Origin of the sequence: Sphingobacterium deserti (assembly GCF_000757725.1) — a bacterium.
Lineage (GTDB): Bacteria > Bacteroidota > Bacteroidia > Sphingobacteriales > Sphingobacteriaceae > Sphingobacterium > Sphingobacterium deserti.
Window position 1 is genome coordinate 127,210 of sequence record NZ_JJMU01000010.1, and the last position, 23,570, is coordinate 150,779.

14 protein-coding genes are annotated in these 23,570 nt (G+C 42.6%); 2 read left to right on the forward strand and 12 right to left on the reverse strand.

The window, feature by feature from the left end; all coding sequences use genetic code 11:
- Positions 1-145: 145 nt before the first annotated feature.
- The 4 genes from DI53_RS03500 to DI53_RS03515 form a co-directional block, all read right to left on the reverse strand.
- Positions 146-1,861, reverse strand: a complete 1,716-nt coding sequence (locus DI53_RS03500) for a RagB/SusD family nutrient uptake outer membrane protein (protein WP_241462362.1) — start codon at positions 1,859-1,861, stop codon at positions 146-148.
- A gap of 13 nt (positions 1,862-1,874) precedes the next feature.
- Positions 1,875-4,973, reverse strand: coding sequence for a SusC/RagA family TonB-linked outer membrane protein (locus DI53_RS03505; protein ID WP_081939376.1), 3,099 nt, complete (start codon positions 4,971-4,973; stop codon positions 1,875-1,877).
- A gap of 297 nt (positions 4,974-5,270) precedes the next feature.
- On the reverse strand, positions 5,271-6,572 hold the full coding sequence (locus DI53_RS03510) for an aminotransferase class I/II-fold pyridoxal phosphate-dependent enzyme (RefSeq protein ID WP_241462363.1): 1,302 nt from the start codon (positions 6,570-6,572) through the stop codon (positions 5,271-5,273).
- The gene (locus tag DI53_RS03515) at positions 6,547-7,191 is read right to left on the reverse strand and encodes a TetR/AcrR family transcriptional regulator (protein WP_037495376.1); all 645 of its coding nucleotides are present in this window, start codon (positions 7,189-7,191) and stop codon (positions 6,547-6,549) included. The genes DI53_RS03510 and DI53_RS03515 overlap by 26 nt, the downstream gene beginning before the upstream one ends.
- Positions 7,192-7,701: 510 nt before the next feature.
- On the opposite strand from DI53_RS03515, the gene DI53_RS03520 reads away from it, so the two are divergent.
- Entirely contained in the window at positions 7,702-11,004 is a 3,303-nt protein-coding gene (locus tag DI53_RS03520) for a hypothetical protein (RefSeq protein ID WP_037495378.1), read from the forward strand.
- Between the two features lie 96 nt (positions 11,005-11,100).
- Positions 11,101-12,303, forward strand: coding sequence for a hypothetical protein (locus DI53_RS03525; protein WP_037495379.1), 1,203 nt, complete (start codon positions 11,101-11,103; stop codon positions 12,301-12,303).
- A 72-nt stretch (positions 12,304-12,375) separates the two neighbouring features.
- Here the strand turns inward: DI53_RS03525 and DI53_RS03530 are convergent, their stop codons facing one another.
- The 8 genes from DI53_RS03530 to DI53_RS03560 all read right to left on the reverse strand — a co-directional run.
- Complete coding sequence (locus DI53_RS03530; protein ID WP_037495381.1) at positions 12,376-14,145, reverse strand: DUF4091 domain-containing protein; 1,770 nt, start codon at positions 14,143-14,145, stop codon at positions 12,376-12,378.
- Between the two features lie 70 nt (positions 14,146-14,215).
- Complete coding sequence (locus DI53_RS03535; protein ID WP_052072026.1) at positions 14,216-15,910, reverse strand: DUF4091 domain-containing protein; 1,695 nt, start codon at positions 15,908-15,910, stop codon at positions 14,216-14,218.
- A 12-nt stretch (positions 15,911-15,922) separates the two neighbouring features.
- Positions 15,923-17,416, reverse strand: coding sequence for a RagB/SusD family nutrient uptake outer membrane protein (locus tag DI53_RS03540; RefSeq protein ID WP_037495383.1), 1,494 nt, complete (start codon positions 17,414-17,416; stop codon positions 15,923-15,925).
- Between the two features lie 4 nt (positions 17,417-17,420).
- Positions 17,421-20,486 (reverse strand): SusC/RagA family TonB-linked outer membrane protein, encoded by a 3,066-nt coding sequence (locus tag DI53_RS03545; RefSeq protein ID WP_081939377.1) that lies wholly within the window; start codon positions 20,484-20,486, stop codon positions 17,421-17,423.
- A gap of 438 nt (positions 20,487-20,924) precedes the next feature.
- The gene (locus DI53_RS03550) at positions 20,925-21,605 is read right to left on the reverse strand and encodes a hypothetical protein (protein WP_131555163.1); all 681 of its coding nucleotides are present in this window, start codon (positions 21,603-21,605) and stop codon (positions 20,925-20,927) included.
- A 190-nt stretch (positions 21,606-21,795) separates the two neighbouring features.
- On the reverse strand, positions 21,796-22,725 hold the full coding sequence (locus tag DI53_RS03555; protein ID WP_206537980.1) for a DUF3472 domain-containing protein: 930 nt from the start codon (positions 22,723-22,725) through the stop codon (positions 21,796-21,798).
- Entirely contained in the window at positions 22,661-23,125 is a 465-nt protein-coding gene (locus DI53_RS20500) for a DUF5077 domain-containing protein (RefSeq protein WP_206537981.1), read from the reverse strand. The genes DI53_RS03555 and DI53_RS20500 overlap by 65 nt, the downstream gene beginning before the upstream one ends.
- A gap of 133 nt (positions 23,126-23,258) precedes the next feature.
- Positions 23,259-23,570, reverse strand: a 312-nt coding sequence (locus DI53_RS03560) for a GIY-YIG nuclease family protein (protein ID WP_241462364.1), incomplete at its 5' end; no start/stop codon positions are given.

Sequence of the window (23,570 nt, forward strand, 5' to 3'; positions counted from 1 at the left end):
TACCTCACGGCAACTTGCTTTTTATTCAAGCCTACAAAGCTACAATAAAATACCCGATTATTTAGGCTCTACCACAAAAATGGCTTTGCGGTGTTGCAAAGCCATCCTTATCTAATTTTATCAAGCTATAGCCGCTTTATCCAAGTTACTGGGTAGGGTTTTGGGTGAGTGTTCCCGGATACGAATTTATTGCATCTTGGGGAATGTAATAGACAACCCCAAAATCCGTAGCTGGAATGCTTTCCGTTTGTACCTGCGGTCCTGGATATGCGCGAGTGAGCGAGCCCCCGTTACGAAATACATCGTAACTGCGTTCGGCTTGAAAAGCCAACTCCAACTGACGTTCCTTATCAATGCGCATACTCGCGTTGGACGCATCTAGATTGGCGTACCCTCCATTGACAATTGAACGCGTACGGATAACATTCAGGTCTGTTAGTGCTGCGCCATAATTACCCAATTTCGCATTGGCCTCTGCCCGATTAAGGTAGATCTCGCCCAAACGACTAATGACAGGGGAATGCAAATGAGAATCCTCCCCCTCACGCGAAGCTTTCGTAATGTAAAATTGAGGATATACCCTATTTAAGGTAATAAAGTTATCCAGCACGCCCGTATAGGTATTGCCATCGCTGTGCTGGATGCTATAAATCTCTTGAGCAACATCCACGGGTGTTAACGTGTATGTTTGCTCACCATCGCGAGCAGTAATGACATTTCCGTTGCGCGTAATGGGCGCTTGTACATAATTGGAACCATTAGCGGCATCTTGTTTGACGAAACGGAACACTTCGGTGTAAGCGCCCGTCGTTGCATTTTGGGCATAGGTAGGTTCGATAAAAGCGGCCCGGGCATCCACAATAGTATACTTTTCAGTTCGCCAGTCGTTACGGCCCGCTTCGTTCAGCAGGTCAATATATTTTGCACTCGCATACATTTCTCCCCAGCCCATCCCACCAATATTCGCGTACATCCCCCCTACACCATAAAAATGATCAGTCCCTGAAAATTCTGAGGCAACACGCTTAACGGCAAAGATAGTTTCTGCATTAGTTTCTGGCGTATATGTGTTATAGCGCATGAACTGCTCACGGGGGAGCAACGCATAATCACCTGAATTGATGACCTTATCGGCATACTCAACCGCCAATTGTGCGTATTGGGTATTTGGCGATTCGTATGTGCCGCTCATATACAGATAAACACGAGAAAGCAGGGCTTGAGCTGCACCTTTAGAAGCGTAGATGGCGCCATTGTCGATCGTCAGCAATTCTTCTGCTTTAGCTAAATCTGCAATAATCTGCTCATACGTCTGTTGCACAGTGGCGCGATCAGGCAAGTCCAGATTAATCACATCTTCCGGTGTACCGTTCACAATGGGAACACCCAAATTGCTACTGGGATTTTGGTAAAAAGGTCTTCCGTAGGCACGAACCAAATAGAAATACATCATACCTCTTATATAATAACATTCTCCGAGTTTATTGTCAAATTCGGCGCTCTGCCCCTCTTCAAACATATTGATAATGTTTGAGGCCTGAGCAATGGCTTTGTATCCTGTATTCCAAAATTGATTGAGACGGCCATTATTAGGCGTACGTGAAAAGGAGATAAACTCATAGAAAGCATCGGTAGAGGCTCCACGGATCATGATATTATCACCGGCATACTCGCCGCAACGGTGCATAGGGTCAGACCATAGTTTCAATTGGGCGTATGTACCGTTTAAAAGCGACTCAATATACACTTCTGGGTCGCCCTCTATTCGATCTGTATCCATTGATCCGTAAGGTAACCGATCGATATCGCAAGAAGCTACGCTGGCGCAGACCAAGATTGCTATAAATAATTTTTTCATCATGTTTTCAGTAGTTTTAGAATGAAAGATTTAGTCCCATCATAAAGCGGCGGGTAGCTGGGTAAACCGATGGACCTGTGGATCCAAGTAATGCCTCAACGGGCTCACCCAAGCTCGCCTCGTCGTCAACTTTGATGGACAATTCAGGATCTACACCTGAATATTTAGTCCATACAAATAAATTCTCGCCAGCAAAATACACACGTAAATTTCTGATCTTGTATCGATCCAATTTAAAATTGTATCCTATCGTTAACGACCGTAATCGCAGGAAATCGCTACTTTCGATAAAGCGTGACGATGCTTGGTTACCACCATCCCGGTTGTTGTATTTAGCAACCGGATGTGTTGCATTATCGCCTGCCTTTTCCCATCGGCTCCAGTCTGGCATCAACTTCATTTGATTGCGATCGGTATAGGTTCCGTCGGCATCATATTCCTGCCGGGAATAGTTGTAGATTTCGCCCCCTATCGCATACCCAAACACAGCATTTAAATCAATTTGCTTATATCGCAGCGCCGTCGAGAATCCACCAAAAATATCGGGCGCAGCGTTGCCCAATTTTTCAAAACTCGCTTCCGAATAATTAGATGTCGTGCTGCGAGAAGTTTCGTTCCCATTCGCATCACGCTGCACATTGTACCACATTGGCGCGCCGTTATCTGGATTTACTCCGGCCCATTCTTTCAGGTAGTAGGTGTCGACCGGAAGCCCCGGCTCAAGAATACGTTGTGATGACCCAGCAATGCCGAGCCCATCGCCTACGATAACTGGACGTACTGTAAAATTGCCACTGGCATCTTTTGTGGGATAAAGCTGCGTTAACTGATTTCGGTTGTGCCCCACGTTGAGATCAAGACTCCATAACCAATCGTCGTTTCGAATGATATCAGCACCAATCGCAAGTTCAAAACCGGTATTTCGCATCTCACCAATGTTTCGCCATATTTCGGTGATACCTACGGTTCCTGTGATAGGCACCTCGTAGAGGATGTTATCAGTATTTTTGATATAGTAGTCGAGTGCTAAACGTGCACGATTATTCAGTACAGAAGCATCAACTCCCACACCTGTGGTGTATGTTTTCTCCCAAGTAAGATCAGGATTTCCTTTCTGATCGATAAGCGCGCCGGGGTTTCCATTGTATCCGGAAGTTGCTGAAACAGAATATAGACTATACTGCGGGTATAATGCACTTGGTCGATTACCAACAGAACCATATGCTGCACGTACTTTCAAAGCGTCTACCCAATCTGCCTTAAACCATTCCTCATTGTTAATATTCCAGCCAGCACTGACAGAGAAAAAGTTTCCATACTTCGCGTTATCTCCGAAATTGGAAGCCCCATCACGGCGGAAAGAAACTTGTGCCAGATAACGGTTATCGTAGTCGTAATGTATATTGGAAAGCAAAGACTGCACAGCCCATTCGTTAATCTTACCTTTTGTCCGTTCAGGCCTGTTCACGACATCCAAAACCTGGAAACCCGGGATAAACCCTATTCCATACACATCTAATACTTTGGCCGTGTAGTCATTAAATTCGTAGACTAAAACGCCGTTTAGGCTATGTGCTCCAAAGGTTTTGTTGGCCCGTAAGATCTGGCTCGTGTAGCGTCTGGAGAATTCTGTACGATACTCCGTTAGACGACCGCTCACACTCTGGCCATCATTTGAACGAGGATCGGTATAACCGCTTGCAGAATAGTTGTTATAACGGTAGTTATTAACGGAGGAAAAGGTCAGCCAATCCGTAATCTTGACATCAAAGTCAAGATTTCCCATTAGCTCGTAGTTGGTATTTGTGGAATTATTCCATTGCAAATCATACAAGTAATTCGTGCTAGCACTGTTTACCCAGCCACTGTAGCGATGTGGCACCAAACTGCCGTTTGCATCAAAGGGGCTGTCCCACGGGAAATTCGAGTACATAGCCGTCGTGGAGTATTGTCGGTCTTCTACGCCGCGCCGCGCCCCAACAAACGATGGCTTTACGGTTAACCATTCGAAAGGTTTATAAGTCTGCCGAAAACGAACATTGTACCGCGTAAAGTCATAGCCTTTCACCGCACCTTGTTCGTCATACAAGCCAATCGAAAGCAAAGACTGTACTGTTTCCGTTCCACCTTGTAAGGTAATGTTATGGTTTTGAGTAAATCCGCTTTTTGTAGCGACTTTCCACCAATCGAAATTACTGTTTCGCAAATCTGCATTCCATCGAGGAAAAGCGATCGTATTTGCATTGGCAAACGAAGCATAATAATCGTAGAGCTCCTCGCCGTTCATCATCTGTAGATTCCCGTTCGTAAGTTGATTGAAGCCCACCTTTGTTGATACATCAATGGTGGTTTTCCCACTCTTTGCATTCTTCGTCGTCACAACGACCACGCCATTAGCTCCTTGCGATCCGTAAATCGCGGTAGATGCCGCGTCTTTCAAAACCGTCATAGACTCGACGTCATCTGGATTGAGGTCGCCGGGCGACGTTCCGATGATTACGCCATCAATAACCCAAAGGGGGCTAGTTGTTCCACTAAGCGTTGCTTGCCCCCGTATGACGACAGCTCCACGCGAACCGGGCTGTCCAGTTCCGGGCGCAACATAGACACCGGGAGCCTTCGCATTAAGCATATTTTCAACGGAGGGCGTTGTAATGTCTCTTAGCTCCTCGCCTTTGACCGATGTTAGGGCTCCTGTCAAACTTTCTCTTTTTTGCGTGCCGTAACCCACAACCACCACCTCCTCCAGCGCCTGATCACTACCTTTGAGTGATACCTGCATGGTATTTCCATCCACCACTTGGGTATGAGGCTCGAAGCCTATTGCATTAATCACTAAAACATCGCCCAATTTGGCTTCAATTGAAAAATTACCACCGTCGTCGGTGGCTGTTGAAATGGAGGGTTTTCCCTGCACCGAAATTGTGGCTCCTGCAACGGGACCATTTGTTGTTGTAACGCGTCCTGTTACATTTTGTTGGTAAAGTGAACTTGCGTACGCCGACGTGCTCTTTCCCAATGCTCCGTCCGCATGGATCAGTACACCTATTATCAACAGCGACGCCAACCGAAAGCTTTTACAAACGAACAAAGGGTTTGTAGGTCTCTTTATCATAAAATTTCTTTTAAGGTTTTGTTGAACTAGTAGATTACCATAATCTTATGGCGCCAAGTTAACGTAAAGTAACCTAATCAAGAATCCGATATGAAACGCAAACGTTTGTGCAAAATGACACAAACGTTTGCGTAACTTAATCATCTGTTTACAGAAAATAAATATTGAATTTATTAGGAGTACCTTAAGGCAGCGAATCGAAATCTATATCAGGAGCGACTTGAAACGGGGAATATGTTAGGGTGTTATCAGGCATCCTATAAAGGTTATATATCCAAACTTTTAGCAACATTACTCTTATTGTTTTAAGACAGGTAGTTTACTTTTCATTAGCTCAAAGGCATCTAAAGCATTATCCAGCTGTTGCTGCGTGTGTGTGGCCATTAGGGACATCCTTATGCGGGCATCTTTTCTAGATACGGCCGGATAAATAATACAGTTCGCATATATGCCTGCATCAAATAGAAATTTGGCAGCTTGCGCCGTAAGGGCCGGATCACCAATTTTAACTGGAATAATGGCGGATTGGGTGTTTCCAATCACAAAGCCCAAATCCAACAGGTTACTTTTGAAATAATTGACATTTGTCCTGAGCTTATCTATCCAGTGGGATTCTTCATCTATTAACTCAATTGCGCGACTAATAGCACAAGTTGTGGAGGGGGGCATCGCTGCAGAAAAAAGATGTTGCCGAGCTTGAAACTTAAGGAATCGAATAATTTCCGGTCTGGCAACCACAAAACCACCTATTCCAGCCAGTGATTTGCTAAATGTACCCGAGATAATATCTACTTGATCAAATACATCTTCTTTTTCAATTAGCCCTCGTCCCGTCGGACCAATGACCCCAATCCCATGCGCATCATCCACCATGAGTACCGCACCATATTTTTTAGTTAAATAACTAATTTCTCGAAGGGGAGCTAGATCACCATCTTGCGAATAGACACCATCAACAATAACCATTTTGGTCCGGTAGGCATCCTTGACCCTTATTAATACTTCTTCCATCCGCTCCAGATCATTATGAACAAATGATTTAACGTTTGTATGCAAACAACCTTCGTATACACTCGCGTGTACGCCCATATCGACAATTGCAATATCCTCTTTCTTAAGTAAGCATTGCAGTGTAGCACTATTGGCGGTATATCCAGTGGTATACAATAGCGCAGCTTCCCTTTTAAAAAAACTAGCAATCTTTATTTCCAAATCCTGATGGTAATTGAAATGTCCCCCTATTGCCGGTGAAGCTCCACTACCGGTACCAAATTTTTCCAAAGCCTGCATGGCAGCAAGTTTAACAGCTGGATGTTGGGTAAGCCCAAGATAGTCATTTGAAACAAAGTTTATAACTCCTCGAACTACATCATCACACCCTTTATTGACAAATAGTTCAGGACCACATGGCGAAATATTTTCTAAGCGATAATTGAGTTGGTCGCTTTTATTTAGATAGTCCAAGTAGTGATTAAATGAACTAGCACGATCAAATATGTCAAGATCTGGGATATTCTCAAAATCCTTAAAACTAAGGGTACTATATTTTTTTTTGCATCCTATTAAAATTAACCTACGACTGTTGTCGTTTTGCTTCAAGATAAGTCCAACTCAGGATATCCTGAATTCCTTTAATGATTTGATTTTTTCCTTTATCCGTTTTTATGTCGATTTCGCAAAAAGTCCCACCAGCGCCATTGGAGTGCAATACTAAATAATAAATCCCGCCCAATAAAAGAGCGCATACCGACCGAATTTCAATGTTTGTTTTTTCGAAAATTGGATCTAAATGGGCTAATAACCCTGCTCCGAACTCCTCTCTTATCTTACTTATCTCTCGCATTAGCTTACTTGGTTCACTAATCTCCCATAACAATATCTTTTGAGTTTCTACTTCCTTTACAAGATTTTCAAGTAAGTTTTCAAGCAAAACAGGGATCAACTGCTTAATATCATGATTAGCATTTAACAAATCGTCTACTTCGTTGCTAAATGCCGTCCAATAATCTTTCCCCTGAATATAGATACTAATCAAATTATCCACGGAGTAAAAGTACTGGTAAATCATTTTTTTGCTTACCTCTGCCGTATGAGCAATATTATTAACCCCCAATTTCGTATATCCCTGCGTGCGAATGACTTCACCTACGGCCCTGATCAGCTTTAATTTTGTCCGCTCCTTGTTACGAATTTTTCCATCAGTTATTTTTCTACACATCCTAAATTTGAATTATCCTATCCTCTCTTATTATTGATAAACCCAATATAAAAACCACAGCTTTATCTATTTTCATATTATTTAAAGATGACTTCATTTTGAAATATGTCAAACTTAAATAAAACAAATTAATCTAATAATAAATTTCTACACATATAATAAACCATGTGAGAAATAAACTATGAATCACCGCAAAATAAACTACATATCTATCATTTGATATTTAAAAATATTTTTTTGTAGAAAAAACTCTATATCACCAGATATTACATTTTAAATTACTTCTGCAAAACGTATTATTAAAACACCACAAAACAATTTTTTCAAAATTCATTAAAAATAAGCCACCACTACGAATAATTTTACTTCTTAATTTCGCATCAAACAAAATAAAAACAAAATGATTAAGTTTAAAAGAAATCTTAAAGGGAATCAACTAAATTTTCCACGACCACATAGTGAGAGGCATGGCTTTTCAGACTATTTTGGTAACCTTCAAATTATATTTATATGAATAAAGCTTTAAGATATACCCTATCAAAGAGATCAAAAAATACACTTTTTCTCTTTCTCTTTCTTCTGAACTTTTTCCCGTTCTGCCATGCGCAAAATGGAACGATAACTGGTAATGGCACGGTTATCTATCAAGAGGACGGTTCTGTAACGGTTAAAGGGAGCAAGACCTTTACCAGCTACATCCCCCGTTCGGTAGGTCTCGCGGACTACATGGTTAGATTAAATACGGCAAGTTTGTTTCGATTAGATTCAGATTTAAAAGGGGGAATAAAAAGCCGCTTAGATGGTCCTGCATCTGAAGTAACTATAAGCGTATACGCTTTCGTCATGCACGAGCCCAATTTTACAGGAAGGTTATTATACAGAGTGAAAGCTAAAACATCAAGCAGCACGGAGTTCGTCGGGGAACCTGAAATGGTTCCTAATCCAGTGGGATCGGGGAATATAGAATCTGATCAAATCAAAGTATTTATGCAAGCCGCAAGCGCGGCTACTGAATATACCTGCCCGGGCGCCTCGAAGACTATGTTTAGTGCAACGCTGAATTACATGAATGGAGGCATACATCCAACAATCAACACACCGCTTAATGATTGCCTTAAAGGTAATAATTTCGATGTGGACCACCCCGTTATTGTAGAGGTTGAGGTGTCTAATGCCACAGTATTACCACACGGGCTGAAATTCCCCGGAATGACGGAAGAATACGATCTAGCCAACTATTTCGACGGTGCAAACGCTTTAGATGTGGCTGTATATGTAAACGGTGAATTTAAAAAACTATACGTCGCTGGGGACAAAAACCAAAAGCCTATAGACTTGGTGTTGGGTGATTCCGTAACATATAAACTGACCTACAAAGGCAAGAAAGCTCCAAAGATTACGGGAATGCCCGGGGTGTGGATTGCCCGGTTTGCAGGTGATTTGATGTACTGCTGCAGCCCATCCGTTCAGCCGAACGAATTTAACCCTTGGATTGGTTACGATTCTCGTGTACATACCTTGCAAATGAGAAATAAAAAAGGAAATCCCACTTTTAAAGATAAAGTCCCCGATTGGGAGAAATCATCTTCTGAAGAAAACACTTGGACATGGAGTTGGGCGGCAGAGCGACAAATGGATGCTAACAAGGAAAAGTATGAAGCTTCACATACCTGGATCAAGTATAAAACACTTAGCGACGGCACTTTCCAGCGCAATAATCAAAAGGAAGGCTTGAACCTTCAATTCTTAAACTATTGGCAAAATGGGGAGAATAGCGATTTTAAAGAGTATAAAGGATCTGCGCAATACATGATGGGCTTTGACGATGATGAATTGTTGTACCTGAATAGTCAATACCATGATGCTATTCATCACCCACCCTTAGCAGGAGGAGGAATTGCCAAATTGGAAACTATCCCTTCAAGAGAGATGCCTGAAGGTAAAGACCAACTATATAATGTGCGTAACGGCTACCCCACGCAAGGCTTTCCGTTAAATACAATAATCTCCGCCTATAGAAAAAACAGGGAATGGCTTTTCAACGGGAATACGAACTACTTTGAAAAATATGATGGATATGAGATCCAGGATATCGGAACCGATGAACTACATCCCGATGGTACGGGAGAAGGAAATAATGTAGCGCCAGGATATGTTTCTATCAGAGCAGGAAATCAAGTGGTCGAGATAAGGATGAATGTCAAATCTCCTTTACATACAGATAAAGGGTTTTATGGCTCCTTGAAAGGTAATAGGTGGCCCACCTATTATGAGAAGGATATCCCGTATAAACTATCTGGGCTGGAAGGATTATCATTAGATGAGCTCGATAAATTTTCCATGGAATACACGGGGAGTGACGCCTTGGGAAATCTTAAAACACAAACCAAAAGGCTTAAGGATCTCACAGACCAGCAAAAAACAGACATCTCGAATTATGGAGACTGGACCGCAGTGTTTGATAACAACTCGCCGGCCTACTCGGCCATCACCGTATATTATCAACGGAAGTTAGGTGCGCAAAGAGTGATTGTGGCGGGGAAAGAACTGAAGCCTATTTTCTTGCTCTTCGCGGGCGAAAAAGGATTAGAGGGTAAAGGCTTAGGGGCAAAGATCTGGCTAAATGATTTTAGAAACGAGGAAACGGATGAATATATATTACCGAGGCAATTTGGTGGCAAGACAAAATACACAAAACTCTTTGTAAGGAATTACACTTTTCCGCTAGACACCACCACAACATTTGAGGCCTGGGACGGTGACCCGCATCTGTTTTACGACGCGGGAACGGAATGGTTTCTCTCCAGCAGGACCTTGGCCAAAAGAATTCCTGACAGTTATTTGGACGGAACCGATCCCCAAGCGGAAAAACCGTATTTGAAATATTACGTCAATGGCGTAGAACAGACGAAAGGAAGATCCGGTAAAAACTTTACCTATACCTGGCGTACGCCAGGAACGCATCTCTTAACCGTTGAGTATCGAGTTGACGGAAATTTAACGCGATATGACCATAAAATCACTGTTGTAAATTACCCAAAAACTAATCTTGGTCAGCAACGGGGACGTATCGTAGTAAAGGATTTGACCACACAAGAAGCGAAATGGCTCGGTGTAGCTAGGCCTGATGTTTATAAAGTATTGGAAGTGGTCGATGTTTATAGTTCTTATCTGTATAAACATGGGCCGCGCCAAAATACACCCTATGTTAATAGATGGGCTGAATTTAATGACTATGCAGGGTTTTACGCATGGAGTAGAGACGATATCGACGTAACTAAAAATTTTATAGAGAGTTATAAGGATTTAGACTGGTTTTGGTTTAATTGGGCTTTACATTATTCCAGTAATTGGCGAGATCATCTCCCAAATGGACTCCCCCCATATGTTGGAAATAATCAGGTAACACGCGTATATACCACAGAATTGGATGCTTTTGCGGCGCCTATTAAGAAACTATTCGAATCGGTGAAGGACGCTACCTGGCAATATACGGTTCCTTTGGTTTCGTTTACTGATTATCAAGGGAATCGAATGCGGACAAATCCGAGTTGTTTATATGACCTCCGGGCCGTTTGGTCTAACACAGATGGAGCCTTTTCCGGAAATGTAAGATTGCCTGATGATCCAAATGCGATACAAGCCCCCGACATCTCCGACGAACAGAAAGACAGACAGGAATTTTTTTATGATATAGTAAGTGGGCGAAAGGTAGTATTATCCTTTTACGGAACAGAACCGAGACATATTTCTGTTTCGAACTTCTTATATCCCACAGAAACTTTTATAGCGGAAATTGATGTAGATAAATAGTAGGCATATATAAAATCGTGACGATACAATCTTAGAAAACCTATCCAGTCCGGATAGATCACAAAAATAGTGTAAAAACAATTAATTAAATTAAAAATGGAAAAGACAGTTTTTTCAAGTCAAAATATAGGTCGATATGTTATTGCGACTTCGAGCACTTCTATTAGAAGAAATATAGTAAAAGCACCTTTATCGAATAAATTCGTGGGGCTATCACTTCTATTGGCGTTGTTTTGCGTTACAGCACAGGCACAAGTAAAAGATAGTATTAGCCAACAAGGTAGTTTAAATCTAAGTCCCAGAAGCTACATATCCTACCAGTCCTATAGACTTGAAACCAGCGAAAAACCCCTTGCAGGATACTTGTCTGCAGAACGTGATAACAGCATTGTAATAAAGAATGAGACGATTGAAGGAGATGATATAAATCGCCGTTACGGGAAAATAAGGCTGATAACGAGATCCGTTAATGCATTCGACGGTTCGGCTCTTGAAGTAGGTTATGATGAACATGGCGTCGGCGCCTATTGGTTGGGATCAAACAACGGGCGGCCTCTATCCATTATAAGTGGCGGCGAGATGTACTTTTACACGAACAACCGTCAAAATGGACTAAAAATGCCAATGATAATTAATTCCGCCGGACACGTTGGAATCGGATTGGAAAATTCCCGAACTAAGGAGCAACTCCATGTCAATGGAAATATTCTTACTGAAAATAATATTCTGATTTCAAACCGTATGAAGGATGAAACACGTCTAAACCTTTCAATCGGTGCGGCGACTGATCTTTCTCACATGAATCTAGGCACCACAAGTGATCATGACTTAACATTGGCCGCTTCCGAAAAAAATGTTATTCGCTTACACAAAGAGGGGTATGCCGTGATCTATCATCGCGGCCACGATTCCAATGTGAAGATCAGTCCCGACAACGTGGATCGATTTTCGCTTTTCGTGAACAGAGGGATATTGACGGAAGACATCGCCCTAGGGCCTAAAAACAGCTGGGCAGACTATGTATTTACCAAATCGTATAAAAGGTTTTCTCTAGCTGAAGTGGATAACTACATTACAAAAAATGGCCACCTGCCGAATATGTTTACTGCTGAACAGATTAAAGATGAAGGCTATTCGCTGCACGACATGAATGTAAAGTTGCTTGAGAAAGTAGAAGAACTTACCTTATATGCCATCGAACAAGACAAAAAAACAAAAGAACTGGAAATACATCTCGAAAAATACCGGTCGCTCGAAGAGAAAATAAACCTTTTAGAAAAAAGTATCCAACAAAATTAGTCTTTTGTTGCGTAGATCAGATCATGGCGTTTAATAAATCGTATTGAACGCCATGATCTGATTTCATGATAATCAATTGTCCCCATTTAATAGGCGCCTTGTCTTTTCAATTAGTTCCATCACATGCTTATCTATTAGCGCCGTACTTTCAAATTGTTGCAACATCATGTTTAATTTGTCCAGTGCTTCAAAATTATTTTCACGACGATACCGTTCGCTCAATATTCGGATTTTTTCGAAATCCTGCACGCCTTCTAGCAGCTTTTCAAAACGGACAGATGATCGAGGGCCAGGATAAATCTGAAAGGTATCTCCCGCAGGCCAGGAAATAAATCTGGAGTCGAGCAAAGGTTGTGCAGGCCAACTGTTATAAGCCCAGCGAAGATAGCCTGTAAAACCCTTGGCGGCACACTGGTAGGGTAAGTAGATGGCCTCAATTGGTGAGGAAAAAGTAAACAAATTAGGAAAATTTCCTTCGCACGATGTATAATAGGTACTGGGCCAACCTTTTGCTTTTCTTTGCAATAGCTCTTCGGATGTGAAACGGTCTGTTTTAAAAACCGCATAATCGTAAATATCGTTTATCAATTCGGCATGATAACGTCCTGCCAGTGCAATTTTCCAGTCAGCATCAGCTTCGTGCAATAGTTTAATGACACGCTGCATATCTTCAAGCGGTCGCTCATCCATCGCGATGCTCGTCTTCGCAAACCAGTTTTTTTGCTTTAAATGCGCAGCAAAATCTTTAAGCAGGGGTAACCAAAAATCTTTGTAAGCCTTGTCAGCGGTATGTGCCATAAAGATGCTATCGCTTTGGGTATTTTCATCATAGTACCTGTAGTTGTTATCCCAAGACATGATGCTGTAGCAATTGATCCGTTTGGTAATACCACAATCTTGAACAAAGTTTACGTATTTGTCAAACAAGCTATAATCATAAAACCAGCTTCCATCTGCCTTTTTGATAACCTTAATCATGCCGGGAAAGTCATCATACGTCTGATGTCCCCAAGGCTCATGGGTAATAGCCGCAGTAACAACTTTTTGTCCGGCTTGCGCCAACATTTCAAAGTACGGTTTCATGGCCTCAAAATGTGCATCCGTCCAGAGCCCCGTGTTATGAATCCTTGCAATCGCAACTGGATGCTGCCATAAATCCAGATCAAAACCTATATCCGCAGGTTTTGGCAACGTACGGTCAATTACGTTGATCTGCAATCTTAATCGCCGCACGGTAGTTTCTGTTTTTATGTCCACCAAGCCTGTGTACAGCCCCGGAGCTGCATCGTGTGGAATTTGTAGGCTAAGCCATACCGGTTGTACGGTATTCGCCGAAATAGCCATCGTTTCCACCGTATCAAGCACATCGGCAACTAAGGAGGAGTCAATCTCCGTGGTTTTGTTTTCCTTCACACAATCAGGCTGATAGATGTCCGTCATCACGTATCGAACAAACGAGGCCTTTAGATGATCCGCGCCTATTACATTTCCTTTGTTGTCCTTTAATTGTGAAAAGGATACGCGGGCTTCACGTATCGCCCTTTTTGTCCAAATCAACACTTGTGTGTTGATTTTTTCGCCCCTCCAGCCCGTAGCACTCCATTTCGTCTGCGTAGGAACTGTCGGAATTTTACTTTTTTTAAAACGGACGTTACTGCTTGCAAAGCTGACGTTGATTTCCTTTTTCAGCTTCGCCCAAGAATTGGTATCTGTTATTGCAGGATCAGCCAATTCTATGTAGCTGCTGCCAGACGATTCTTTATCTATTTTTAATTGCGAAAAAGTTTCGGTGATACCAACTGTCAGTAAGCAAACTAACATAAATTTAATCAGTTGTTTCATGCTTATAGTTTATTTATTTTGACTAGAATATACAAAATGAAAATCTTTTGAAATATTCGCATTTTGAACATTACAAAGTCGATATTTTTTTGAGTAAACCTTGTGCACTAGGCACGAGCGAGGGCGCATACGCTCCGGAAGTCGCGCTGAATTGCTTTAATTCCTCGTTCAAAGTTGCATTGTTAAGTATTCGAATTTTTTCATAATCTTGTATACCCTCCCGGAGAAGCTCGAGCCGCATACTGGAAACTGGCTTGCTTGAGGAAGAGTTATCCGTCCTGTATATCATACTGAAATCACCGGCGCAATTGGAACCATCTCGCACATCGATCGGATTCTCTTTGGTCCAATAATCATAGGCCCACCGCAGATAGCCATTGAAGCCCAATGCAGCGGCATGCCAAGCCATCCAGGTCATTTCTGCAGGGCTGTTTTGTATGCTCACGTAATTATTAGGATTTGTTTGTGAACAGCTCGTATAAAACGTGTTGATCCTGTCCCCACGGAATTGGGTGAGCTTATTGTATCCTAAAATAGTAGCGTAATCATACAAATTTTCTTCCGTTTCCTTGCGCACATTATGTCCCGCAATACCAATCTTCCAACGCTTATCATGTTGTTTTATAACCTTTACAATTTCGGACATTTCCCCATCTGTTGTTTCATCCATATACAACACCGTTTTATCAAACCAGCCTTTGGCCTTAAGATGTTTTTTAAAGGCATCGAGAAAGGAATTCCATACGGCGGTGAAATCAGGGCTTCCCGCTTTAACTTCAAGCTTGCTGTTGGATGATGTTGCTCCATCAAAATAGGCGATAGATCGGCTATTCCAGCCCGCAATCGAGAAACAGTTGATTTGCTTCTTTATTCCCCATTGCATCATGTGTTCCACATAGGCGTCGAAGTCCGAAAAATCATATGTCCACATTCCACTATCGTTTCTGTTCCATTTTATCATAGTTTGCCCATCCAATACGGCACCGTCTTTAATGTATGTAGTGATCGCTTTCTGTCCGGCGTCCGCTAACAAAGCATAAAAAGGTTTTATCAGCCGGAAATACTCCGCAGAGAACGGCTTTATTTTGTCCGCGTGCGAACTGTTATACAGACTCAACAGTTGAAACGGAAACTGCCAAAGGTCAAGATGATAAGACCAATCTGCGACAGGCGGAAGCGTTTTGTTAACCACGAGAATATCGAATGTGAACTTTTGTTCGGCATCATCACTTCCTTTGACAAGCATCGTACCGGAGTACTTACCCTCGTGTACGTTGTCGGGAATATCAATGGTTACCCATACCTTGACCGGCTCTCCAGGCGTAATCGACGTTACTTTCTCGGAAGATAGCGCATCTGCTATAAAGGTATCTGTTCGCTGCGTAAATGCGTCGCAGCTTCCGGTTTGTAAATCGCCAAGTACATACGAAGGAAAACGCAAGCTCACGCTAGCTGCCGGGATGTATCCTTCTGTACCGACAAGATCGCTGACCTCATACCTGACGTCGTTCAACGCCCTATCACTCCATAGAACAATCTGTTTGTGAATGCGGTCATTTCTCCATACGGTATCACTCCAGTTCATTTCCTGTATACCTGTAAACATTTGTCCGACGCTGTAACGTTTGAATTTCGATTCAAAGCTTCCGTTGAGGGCATCTGAGCCATTAACAGTATTTCCATCATTTATTGGCGTATCATCTGCAATACCTGACAGATTGCCCAGCAACAGTACAACAATGGCACATATTTTAAGATTCTTCATTGCGGTAATTTCTTAGTAGCCCTCATTTTGGACTAGGCCGTTGTTTTTAATAAGTAGTATTTCTGTGGTTGGTTTTGGAAGCAATTTCCGAAATTGGCCTGATGGATACCATTCTGGAGCGCCCAGTTTTTGTGCAAGCAGATCTCGTCTTACAAGATCGAACCAACGATTCTGTTCAAATGCAAGTTCCCAGTTCCGCTCATCGAGCACTGCTTTATCAAACTCTTCCCGCGACAAACTTCCGGAAAGGTCAGCAGAAGTATTCGGCTGTGTATTGCTATTTTCCCCCAACGCTCTTCTTCGCACCTGATTAATCGCTGCTAAGGCATCGGCTGAAGGTGAACCCTCCGACATGTTCGCCGCCTCCGCATACATCAGCAGAACATCTGCATAACGTAATATCGGCAAAAACCCGTCGCCATTTTCACCATTACACACTTCATTCGGTCCACAGGGTGCACCACCGTCGCGATACTTCGCAATGTAGGGCTGTCCATAATTAGAATCCTCCCACCTTAACCCATTTAAAGACACCGTATAAAAGGAAGCCTCTTTCCGACGTCCTGCAGGAAATTGTTCGAAGAAACGCTTGTCACTTTGAAAATCGCCCCACCCATTTTCCCCACCATCCCATTGTCGGGTGGACAGGTGTAAATGACTCGCGGAAACAGTTCCATTTGTCGATGTCCCGTAAAGCGCGAATATAAACTCCCTGTTTGACGCTTTGTTCGCTACCAACCAAAGGCTTCCAAAGTCGGGCTCCAGGGAATAAACACCCATGTCTATCACCTCTTTTGATTTATCCCTAGCGAGTGCGTATTTCTCCGTTTGGTTTAGTGGCCATCCCGCCATGGTGAGGTAAACTTTTGCCAACAAGGCTTTGGCAGCACCTCTTGTTGGCCTGCCCTTCTCTATGAAAGCAACGGGCAACTTACTCTCTGCATCTACCAGGTCATCTACAATCAGGTCATAAATTTGCTGTATCCCGGATTGCCCGACCTCATCGGCAATAGTGCGGTTTTCCGCGGTAATGATGGGCACTTCGCCAAACCATCTTACTAAGTTGAAATAGGAAAATGCACGCATAAACCTTGCCTGCCCTTCAAAATCGGCCATTTTCTCTGCGGTAATCCCCTCGGCATGCGGTAGGTTGGAAAGGATGATGTTCGCATTATTGATACTTCCATAAGCACCGCGCCACAACGGAGTAGTTATTTCATCAAACTGGCTGGCAGTGGCAGTCAACGACTCCATAAAACGCCATCTGCCGACTACGGTATGTATATCTTCGGCGCCACAGCCGGCGATAAAGGGGTAATCAAAATCGAAACCGTTATAACCGCCGTACAAGGGTCTAAAAAGGCCTACAATCGCGCCTTCAAAGTCGCCTGTTGTTCTGTAAAAGTTCTCAGGAACAACATTTCCTTCAGGCCGTTCTTCCAATTTTACACAACCCATTAGGAAAATAACAATGATTGCAATACTAGTTTTTATTAGATAATTCATAACATCAGAATTTTAGATCCAGTCCAAAAGTGAACGATTTCTGTGATGGGTAAGTAGCTAAATCGACCCCTGCCCTTGAGTCTACATCGATACTTACTTCGGGATCAAAACCCGAGTAGCGTGTGAACGTGAATAGATTGCCCGCATTTAAGTAAACTCTAGCATGTTTTAATTTGATTCCCTTCAGGAATTCCGTTGGCAACTGGTAGCCCAATGTGATATTTTTTATCCTCAGATAGCTACCATCTTCCAGCCAACGTGACGAATTGAGGCGTCCATCTGCAGCGCCTTTGAAAGAGGGTGTTTGTGTATCTTCATTTTCGGGTGTCCATCGATCACGCATTTTTGCGCTGGTAACATCACCCGTCTCCATGTTTACCCTCGAAATGTTGTATATGCTATTGCCTTGTACACCGTTGAGAAAAATATTCAAATCAAAGTTTCTGTACGAAAATGTGTTGTTCCAACCAAAGACAAACTTAGGTTGGGCATTTCCGATGTTCACAATGTCCTGCTCATCAATAATTCCATCACCGTTCACGTCCCGGTATTTGGAATCTCCGGGTTGTGCACGATACGTGGCAGCTTCTTCTATTTCACCCTGCTTCCATACTCCTAGATAATCATAGCCTCTAAATAACCCCAAGGGTTCGCCCACCTCCAGCCATACTGATTGATTAAACCCAGGCAACCCGGGATTGCCAAGCAGCAGATCCTGTTGCCCTTCAAAGAGAGAAAGAACGTTGTTTTTATTCAATGCAAAGGTAACGCCCGTTTCCCATTTGAAGGTTTTGGAAATGGGACTGCCCCCAACGTAGACCTCGAATCCTTTGTTTTCCGAAGCGCCGACGTTCCGTAGGACGGTGCCATTTCCCCCTGCCGTCATGGGAAGGGGAACTGACATTAACAAGTCACTTGTCTTCTTTCGATACAGATCAACGTTGAAGATAAGCCTGTCATTAAACATATTTAAATCGACACCTATATTTGCCTGGGCTGTCCTTTCCCATTTTAAGTTTGGGTTTGCAGCACCGCCAAGCCCAACGCCCGCAGCAACGGAAGAACCGCCAATTGGATAGAAAAAATCGGTATTTAACGTAGCAAGAGACTGATAGGGTTGCACGCCTTGGTTGCCGGTAACGCCATAACTCCCTCTTAATTTGAGTGAAGAAATAGATGTAATATTTTTCATAAATTGCTCGTTCGAAATATTCCAGCCTAAAGCAACCGAGGGAAAATAGCCCCATTTATTGTTAGCTCCGAAAACAGATGATCCATCTCTTCTGCCCGTTACCGTCAAGAGGTAACGATCGGCGAAGCCATAGTTTACCCTTAACAAATAGGAAAGGAGGCTCCGCGAGGTCCGGTATGAAGTCGGGACTTGGGGGTTTGATCCAAGCGAGAGGTTATTGTACAGCACAGCATCTGTAGAGAAGCCGATGGCTCCGGCAGTGCTGCCGCTGCTTTCTTCATACTGCTGTTCAACAACGCCCGTTGCCTTAAGCTTATGTTGATCGAATGCCTTCTCATAGGTAAGCATATTTGTATTCTGAAGATAGGTCCACTTACTATTGACAATCGACGCTACTTCGGTACCCGTCGAGTTGGTAGGCCTGGAATTAAAATAGTCATTATTCTGATTGTCGATATTGCGCCATGCACCGGTAATGGAAAATTTCAATCCGTCAATAATGTCGTAGTCGAAATTTCCAACGATGTTGGCGGCATTGGCGTAATGATCGCGGACAGGCTCTTCCGCAAGCGCTACAGGATTGTAATTCGTTGTCGGGCCAAACCCGCCACCCGGTAACGTATAATGTCCATTCACATCATATATAGATTTTAGCGGAGACCATACCAAAGCCGAATATACTGGGCTACCGCTATTTTGGCCCGCAAAGGTATTCATAACGGTGGGATGGTTGGTCTCATCTGTTAAATAGGCATTCAGGTTTAAACGTGTTTTATCTGATAGGCGTAAATCCACGTTAGAACGTACTGCATAGCGTTGATAGGAGGAATTGCGCATAATCCCTTCGTTTGAAAGATAATTTCCAGAAATATAATAGTTTACATGATCATTGGCACCGCTTACGCTCAATTGTTGGTTATGCTGAAATGCATTTCTGAAAATAGCATCTTGCCAGTCGGTACCTGTATTTCCAAATGAAAGAATCTCTTCTGGTGTAAATTGCACAGGAAGATCATGCTCTATTCTATTCTCGTTTATTAACGTCGCATATTGCGTTGCATTAAGCAGATCCAATTTTTTTCGTAGCTGATTTAAACTTCCGTACGCATTGTACGTAAATTGGGGCTTTCCAGAATTGCCTTTTTTCGTGGTAACGATGATCACACCGTTTGCCCCTCTTGAACCATAAATGGCCGTAGCAGAAGCATCTTTTAAAACTTCCATTGAAGCAATATCATTTGGATTAAGCGTATTGAGTGATGCTCCCTGAAGCCCATCGATAACCACTAAAGGATCGTTGCCTCCACCTATCGAATTGGCGCCCCGTATCCGTATGCTTACATTGGCATTCGGAGCGGCATCCGTACTTTGTACATTCAATCCTGCTACCCGTCCCTGAAGAGCTTGATCTGCTCTGAAGGATGGCATCTTTTCGATGTCTTGCGTTCGAACTGAAGCTATTGATCCTGTAATATCACTTTTACGTTGCGTCCCATACCCCACAACAACTACTTCTTCCAAAGCTTGATCGCTGGCCTTTAGCGAAACCTGTATCTTATTTCCATCGACAACTTGGGTTTGAGACTCGAAGCCTACAGCCGTAAAGACCAAAACATCCCCCGCCACAGCAGCAAGAGTAAAATTTCCTTGCTCGTCCGTAGATGTGGAAACGAGTCCACCTTGTACGGAAACAGTTGCCCCCACCACCGGCCCTTTTGTAGAGATAACGCGACCTGTGACCTGCTGTTGCACCATTGTGACTGTCATACTTGACACTGAGCGTCCGAAAGTGAGACAGGGAGCCCCCATAATAATCATTATCAACACTGGCCAAGCAGTTCCACTACTAAAAAGAGGACCTATCAATTTAATTATCATAAAGTTACTTTTAAGGTTTATTTAACTCGTAGTCTTAAATATAGTTTGGCGACAAGTTAACTTAAAATAACCTTATTAAAAACAACGCGCAAAACGAAAACGTTTGCGTAAAACAACACAAACGTTTGTTTAATTCTTCTCATCAGTATAGAGAAATTTTTTACATTCATGGTCTAGGAAAAAAATTGGATTAACGAAGCAATCTATAATAAGTCTGAATATGGAGGCTTTCAACATAAAATAATAATGGTCACTGGAGGATTAGAGCAAGCGCAATTCCAAATTGTTGAACTACGGAACGACACCCTTAATATAACATTTGTTATCAAAAATGGAAATGACGAAACATCGCAAGATCTTTACTTTAGAAAAAGTACAGATTTGCGGGGAAGGTTATGAATGGGAACCATCTTTTTAAATTAAAAGATTCACCCGGCCTTATAACCGGATGAAGAAGATTATAGGAACGGAACTTAATGCGACGTTTACAAATCGTTCCCCCACTTCTGTGTACATACCAGTACCTTGAATATTACGCATCTCCACCTGCCGTACCTTTCTTAATTCCTGATAATTATACCCTAATGAAATTCCGTAAGATACCCTCCTTTCTTGTCTCTTGTTGAATTCGTATCCGATTGCCGTCTCGACTTTAACCCCACTGTGAAATGTAGATTCAATTCCAATAGAATATCCAGGCTTTACATTTACAAAGAATGTTCCGCTACCAGATAAGCCGAAATTGTAAGCACCTTCTAGAAAAATCGGTAGAGAAGATCTAGTTCGATCCCCTAATCCATACGTGTCAATCTCAGCACCAAGCCCCAAACTATAACGGTCTGTGATATATTTCCCATAGGAAAGGCTTAATGGTCTCCAATAATTATCTTCACGGTTTGTCTGAACCTGCTCGATGCCCTCTGGAAAAATATTCCCATAAAACGTCTCTCCGCTCCCTTTTATATTAACGCCACCAAGAGCTCGCTGCACTGCAATTCCTATTTTGAAATAATGATCTTTTGCTTGTGGTATTTGACCTTCAGCCGCTAATGAGCTAAGCAAAGAAAGTAATATGACTACAAACATTTTGCAGACCAGCGTGAGACAGTATGTTTTCATAAAATATTTAGATCTGAGTAATAAATATAAAAGATTGCCGAATTAACATCTTCTTACAACAATCAAATTTAATATTTTGATTTGATTATCAATATTGGACATTACAACCACCTTTTCGTGCCTTTTATACTACATAATCAATGCATAGATGTTTTTAGAAAAATTATTTTCTACTGGCATATCAGTAATTCTAAGGCAGCGAATCGAAATCTATAACAGGTGCTGCTTGGGCTGGTTGAATAGAAAAGTTACTGTTGGGTTCAACGATGGTAGAGAAAAAGCCTCCGTTTTGCAAATAAAATTGATTGTGTTCGACACCGCCAATTGCATCAATACGTTGACGGGCATTGTATGTGGCGTCCACTGTGAACCTTGCGGATTGAATGGGAAGCCATTTCCCTGACACAGTGTGCACCCAACGATTAGAAAATAACACTTTACGACCCAAATGGCCATTGTCTGGATTGAAGTTCTCTAGAAAGCTATGAAAACCCGTCAAATTTTTTGAGGTTTCCGGCCTTTTCCAGCTAGCGATGAGACACCATCCGCCTCGATCCGGTAAGTGCATCCAGGCGGTATATTCCGTAGCGCCGTGATTGTCAGGATGGCCCTTCAGCAGAAACTTATACGTAGTGCCTGCCGTCCAGTTATATCTTAAAAAACTCTGCCCACCGGATCCCTCATTTCCAAATTCACCAGTGTAGACATCCGTTCCTTTCTTATTTAGTGTGACGCGCAAATGGGCCGGGATATCTGCTGGATTATCGGTGACATGTGGGCTCCAAACGGAGAACAATATTCTGCGCTCCGCATCGGAATTTACTTGTATACCAAAATAACCTTCCGAAAAACCGTTGCTCATAAAATAAGACCCCACGGCATCTTGCCCTTCCGGAACAGTGAGTTCGCCATAATAATACTGCACAGCTTCATTAGTCGGTATGCTATACCCCATATGGCATGATGGGCCTCTCCTAGCCCAATAGTAATAATCCGGATCATTTGCGTATAACAACTTTTCCGAAGGTATCCCACTTACAAGAAGATGTGAAACATCACCGTAATAGCCCCCGGTTTTTGAAACGCCTTGCAGATCCAATTTTACATAGCCCGTGGTCACGGCAACTTCCGATTTCGTAGTCTTGAAAATTAGATCCTGTGAGATTTATTTCTTTTGAGCTGCCGCCTACGGTGATCTTGATTTTACTACTGTTACTTTCCGGTGCCACCTTCGCGCGCAACTTTAGGCTGACATTTCCGGCATCCTGGCTGCGGAAATATACACTAGTCGTGCTCGCATTGTTTGTCCAATTCGCAAGCCCACTACTGGTTATAATTTCATCCGCGCCATCAGGTTTATGTGTTAGAAAAGCATTTCCGGCTAACGGAATTTCATGGATTACTGTATCAACAGTTTCAGCAACAGCTGTTAAATCATCCTGTAGGTTAGCACACGACAGGAATGCATTGAAAAAGATGCCAAGTATAGCAACTTTTTTTAGGCAAGTATTTGCACGCATATTCAAGTTTATTTTTGGTAAACTTAAAGAAGATTGGGGGTTCTAAAAAGACGCTACACCTAATCAAACGATTGCGTATGTTTCCAAGGTCAAGAAATTAGAAGATAAACACAACATGAAATCACAACGGAGCTCAATCTCTCTCAATCAAGGCTCTAATAAACAATCGTCCTCTCGCACTTTTTAGCTCTTTTTCTCTACGCATAGCATCTTGCTTCCTCGAATATTCTTCGGTGTACAGTAGTCGCCAAGGACGAAATGCAATCGTCCAACCTTTCCTTCCCAGCTCATTATGGGATAAAAGGCGACCCTCAAGGTCTGAAGTATATCCAATATAGATCTTATTGTAACTCGATGAATAGATTACATAAACGGTGTATGCCATAATTGATCGATTAGCATCAAAGAAATAATTCGCATGAATGGAACCAGACTCGAACTGATG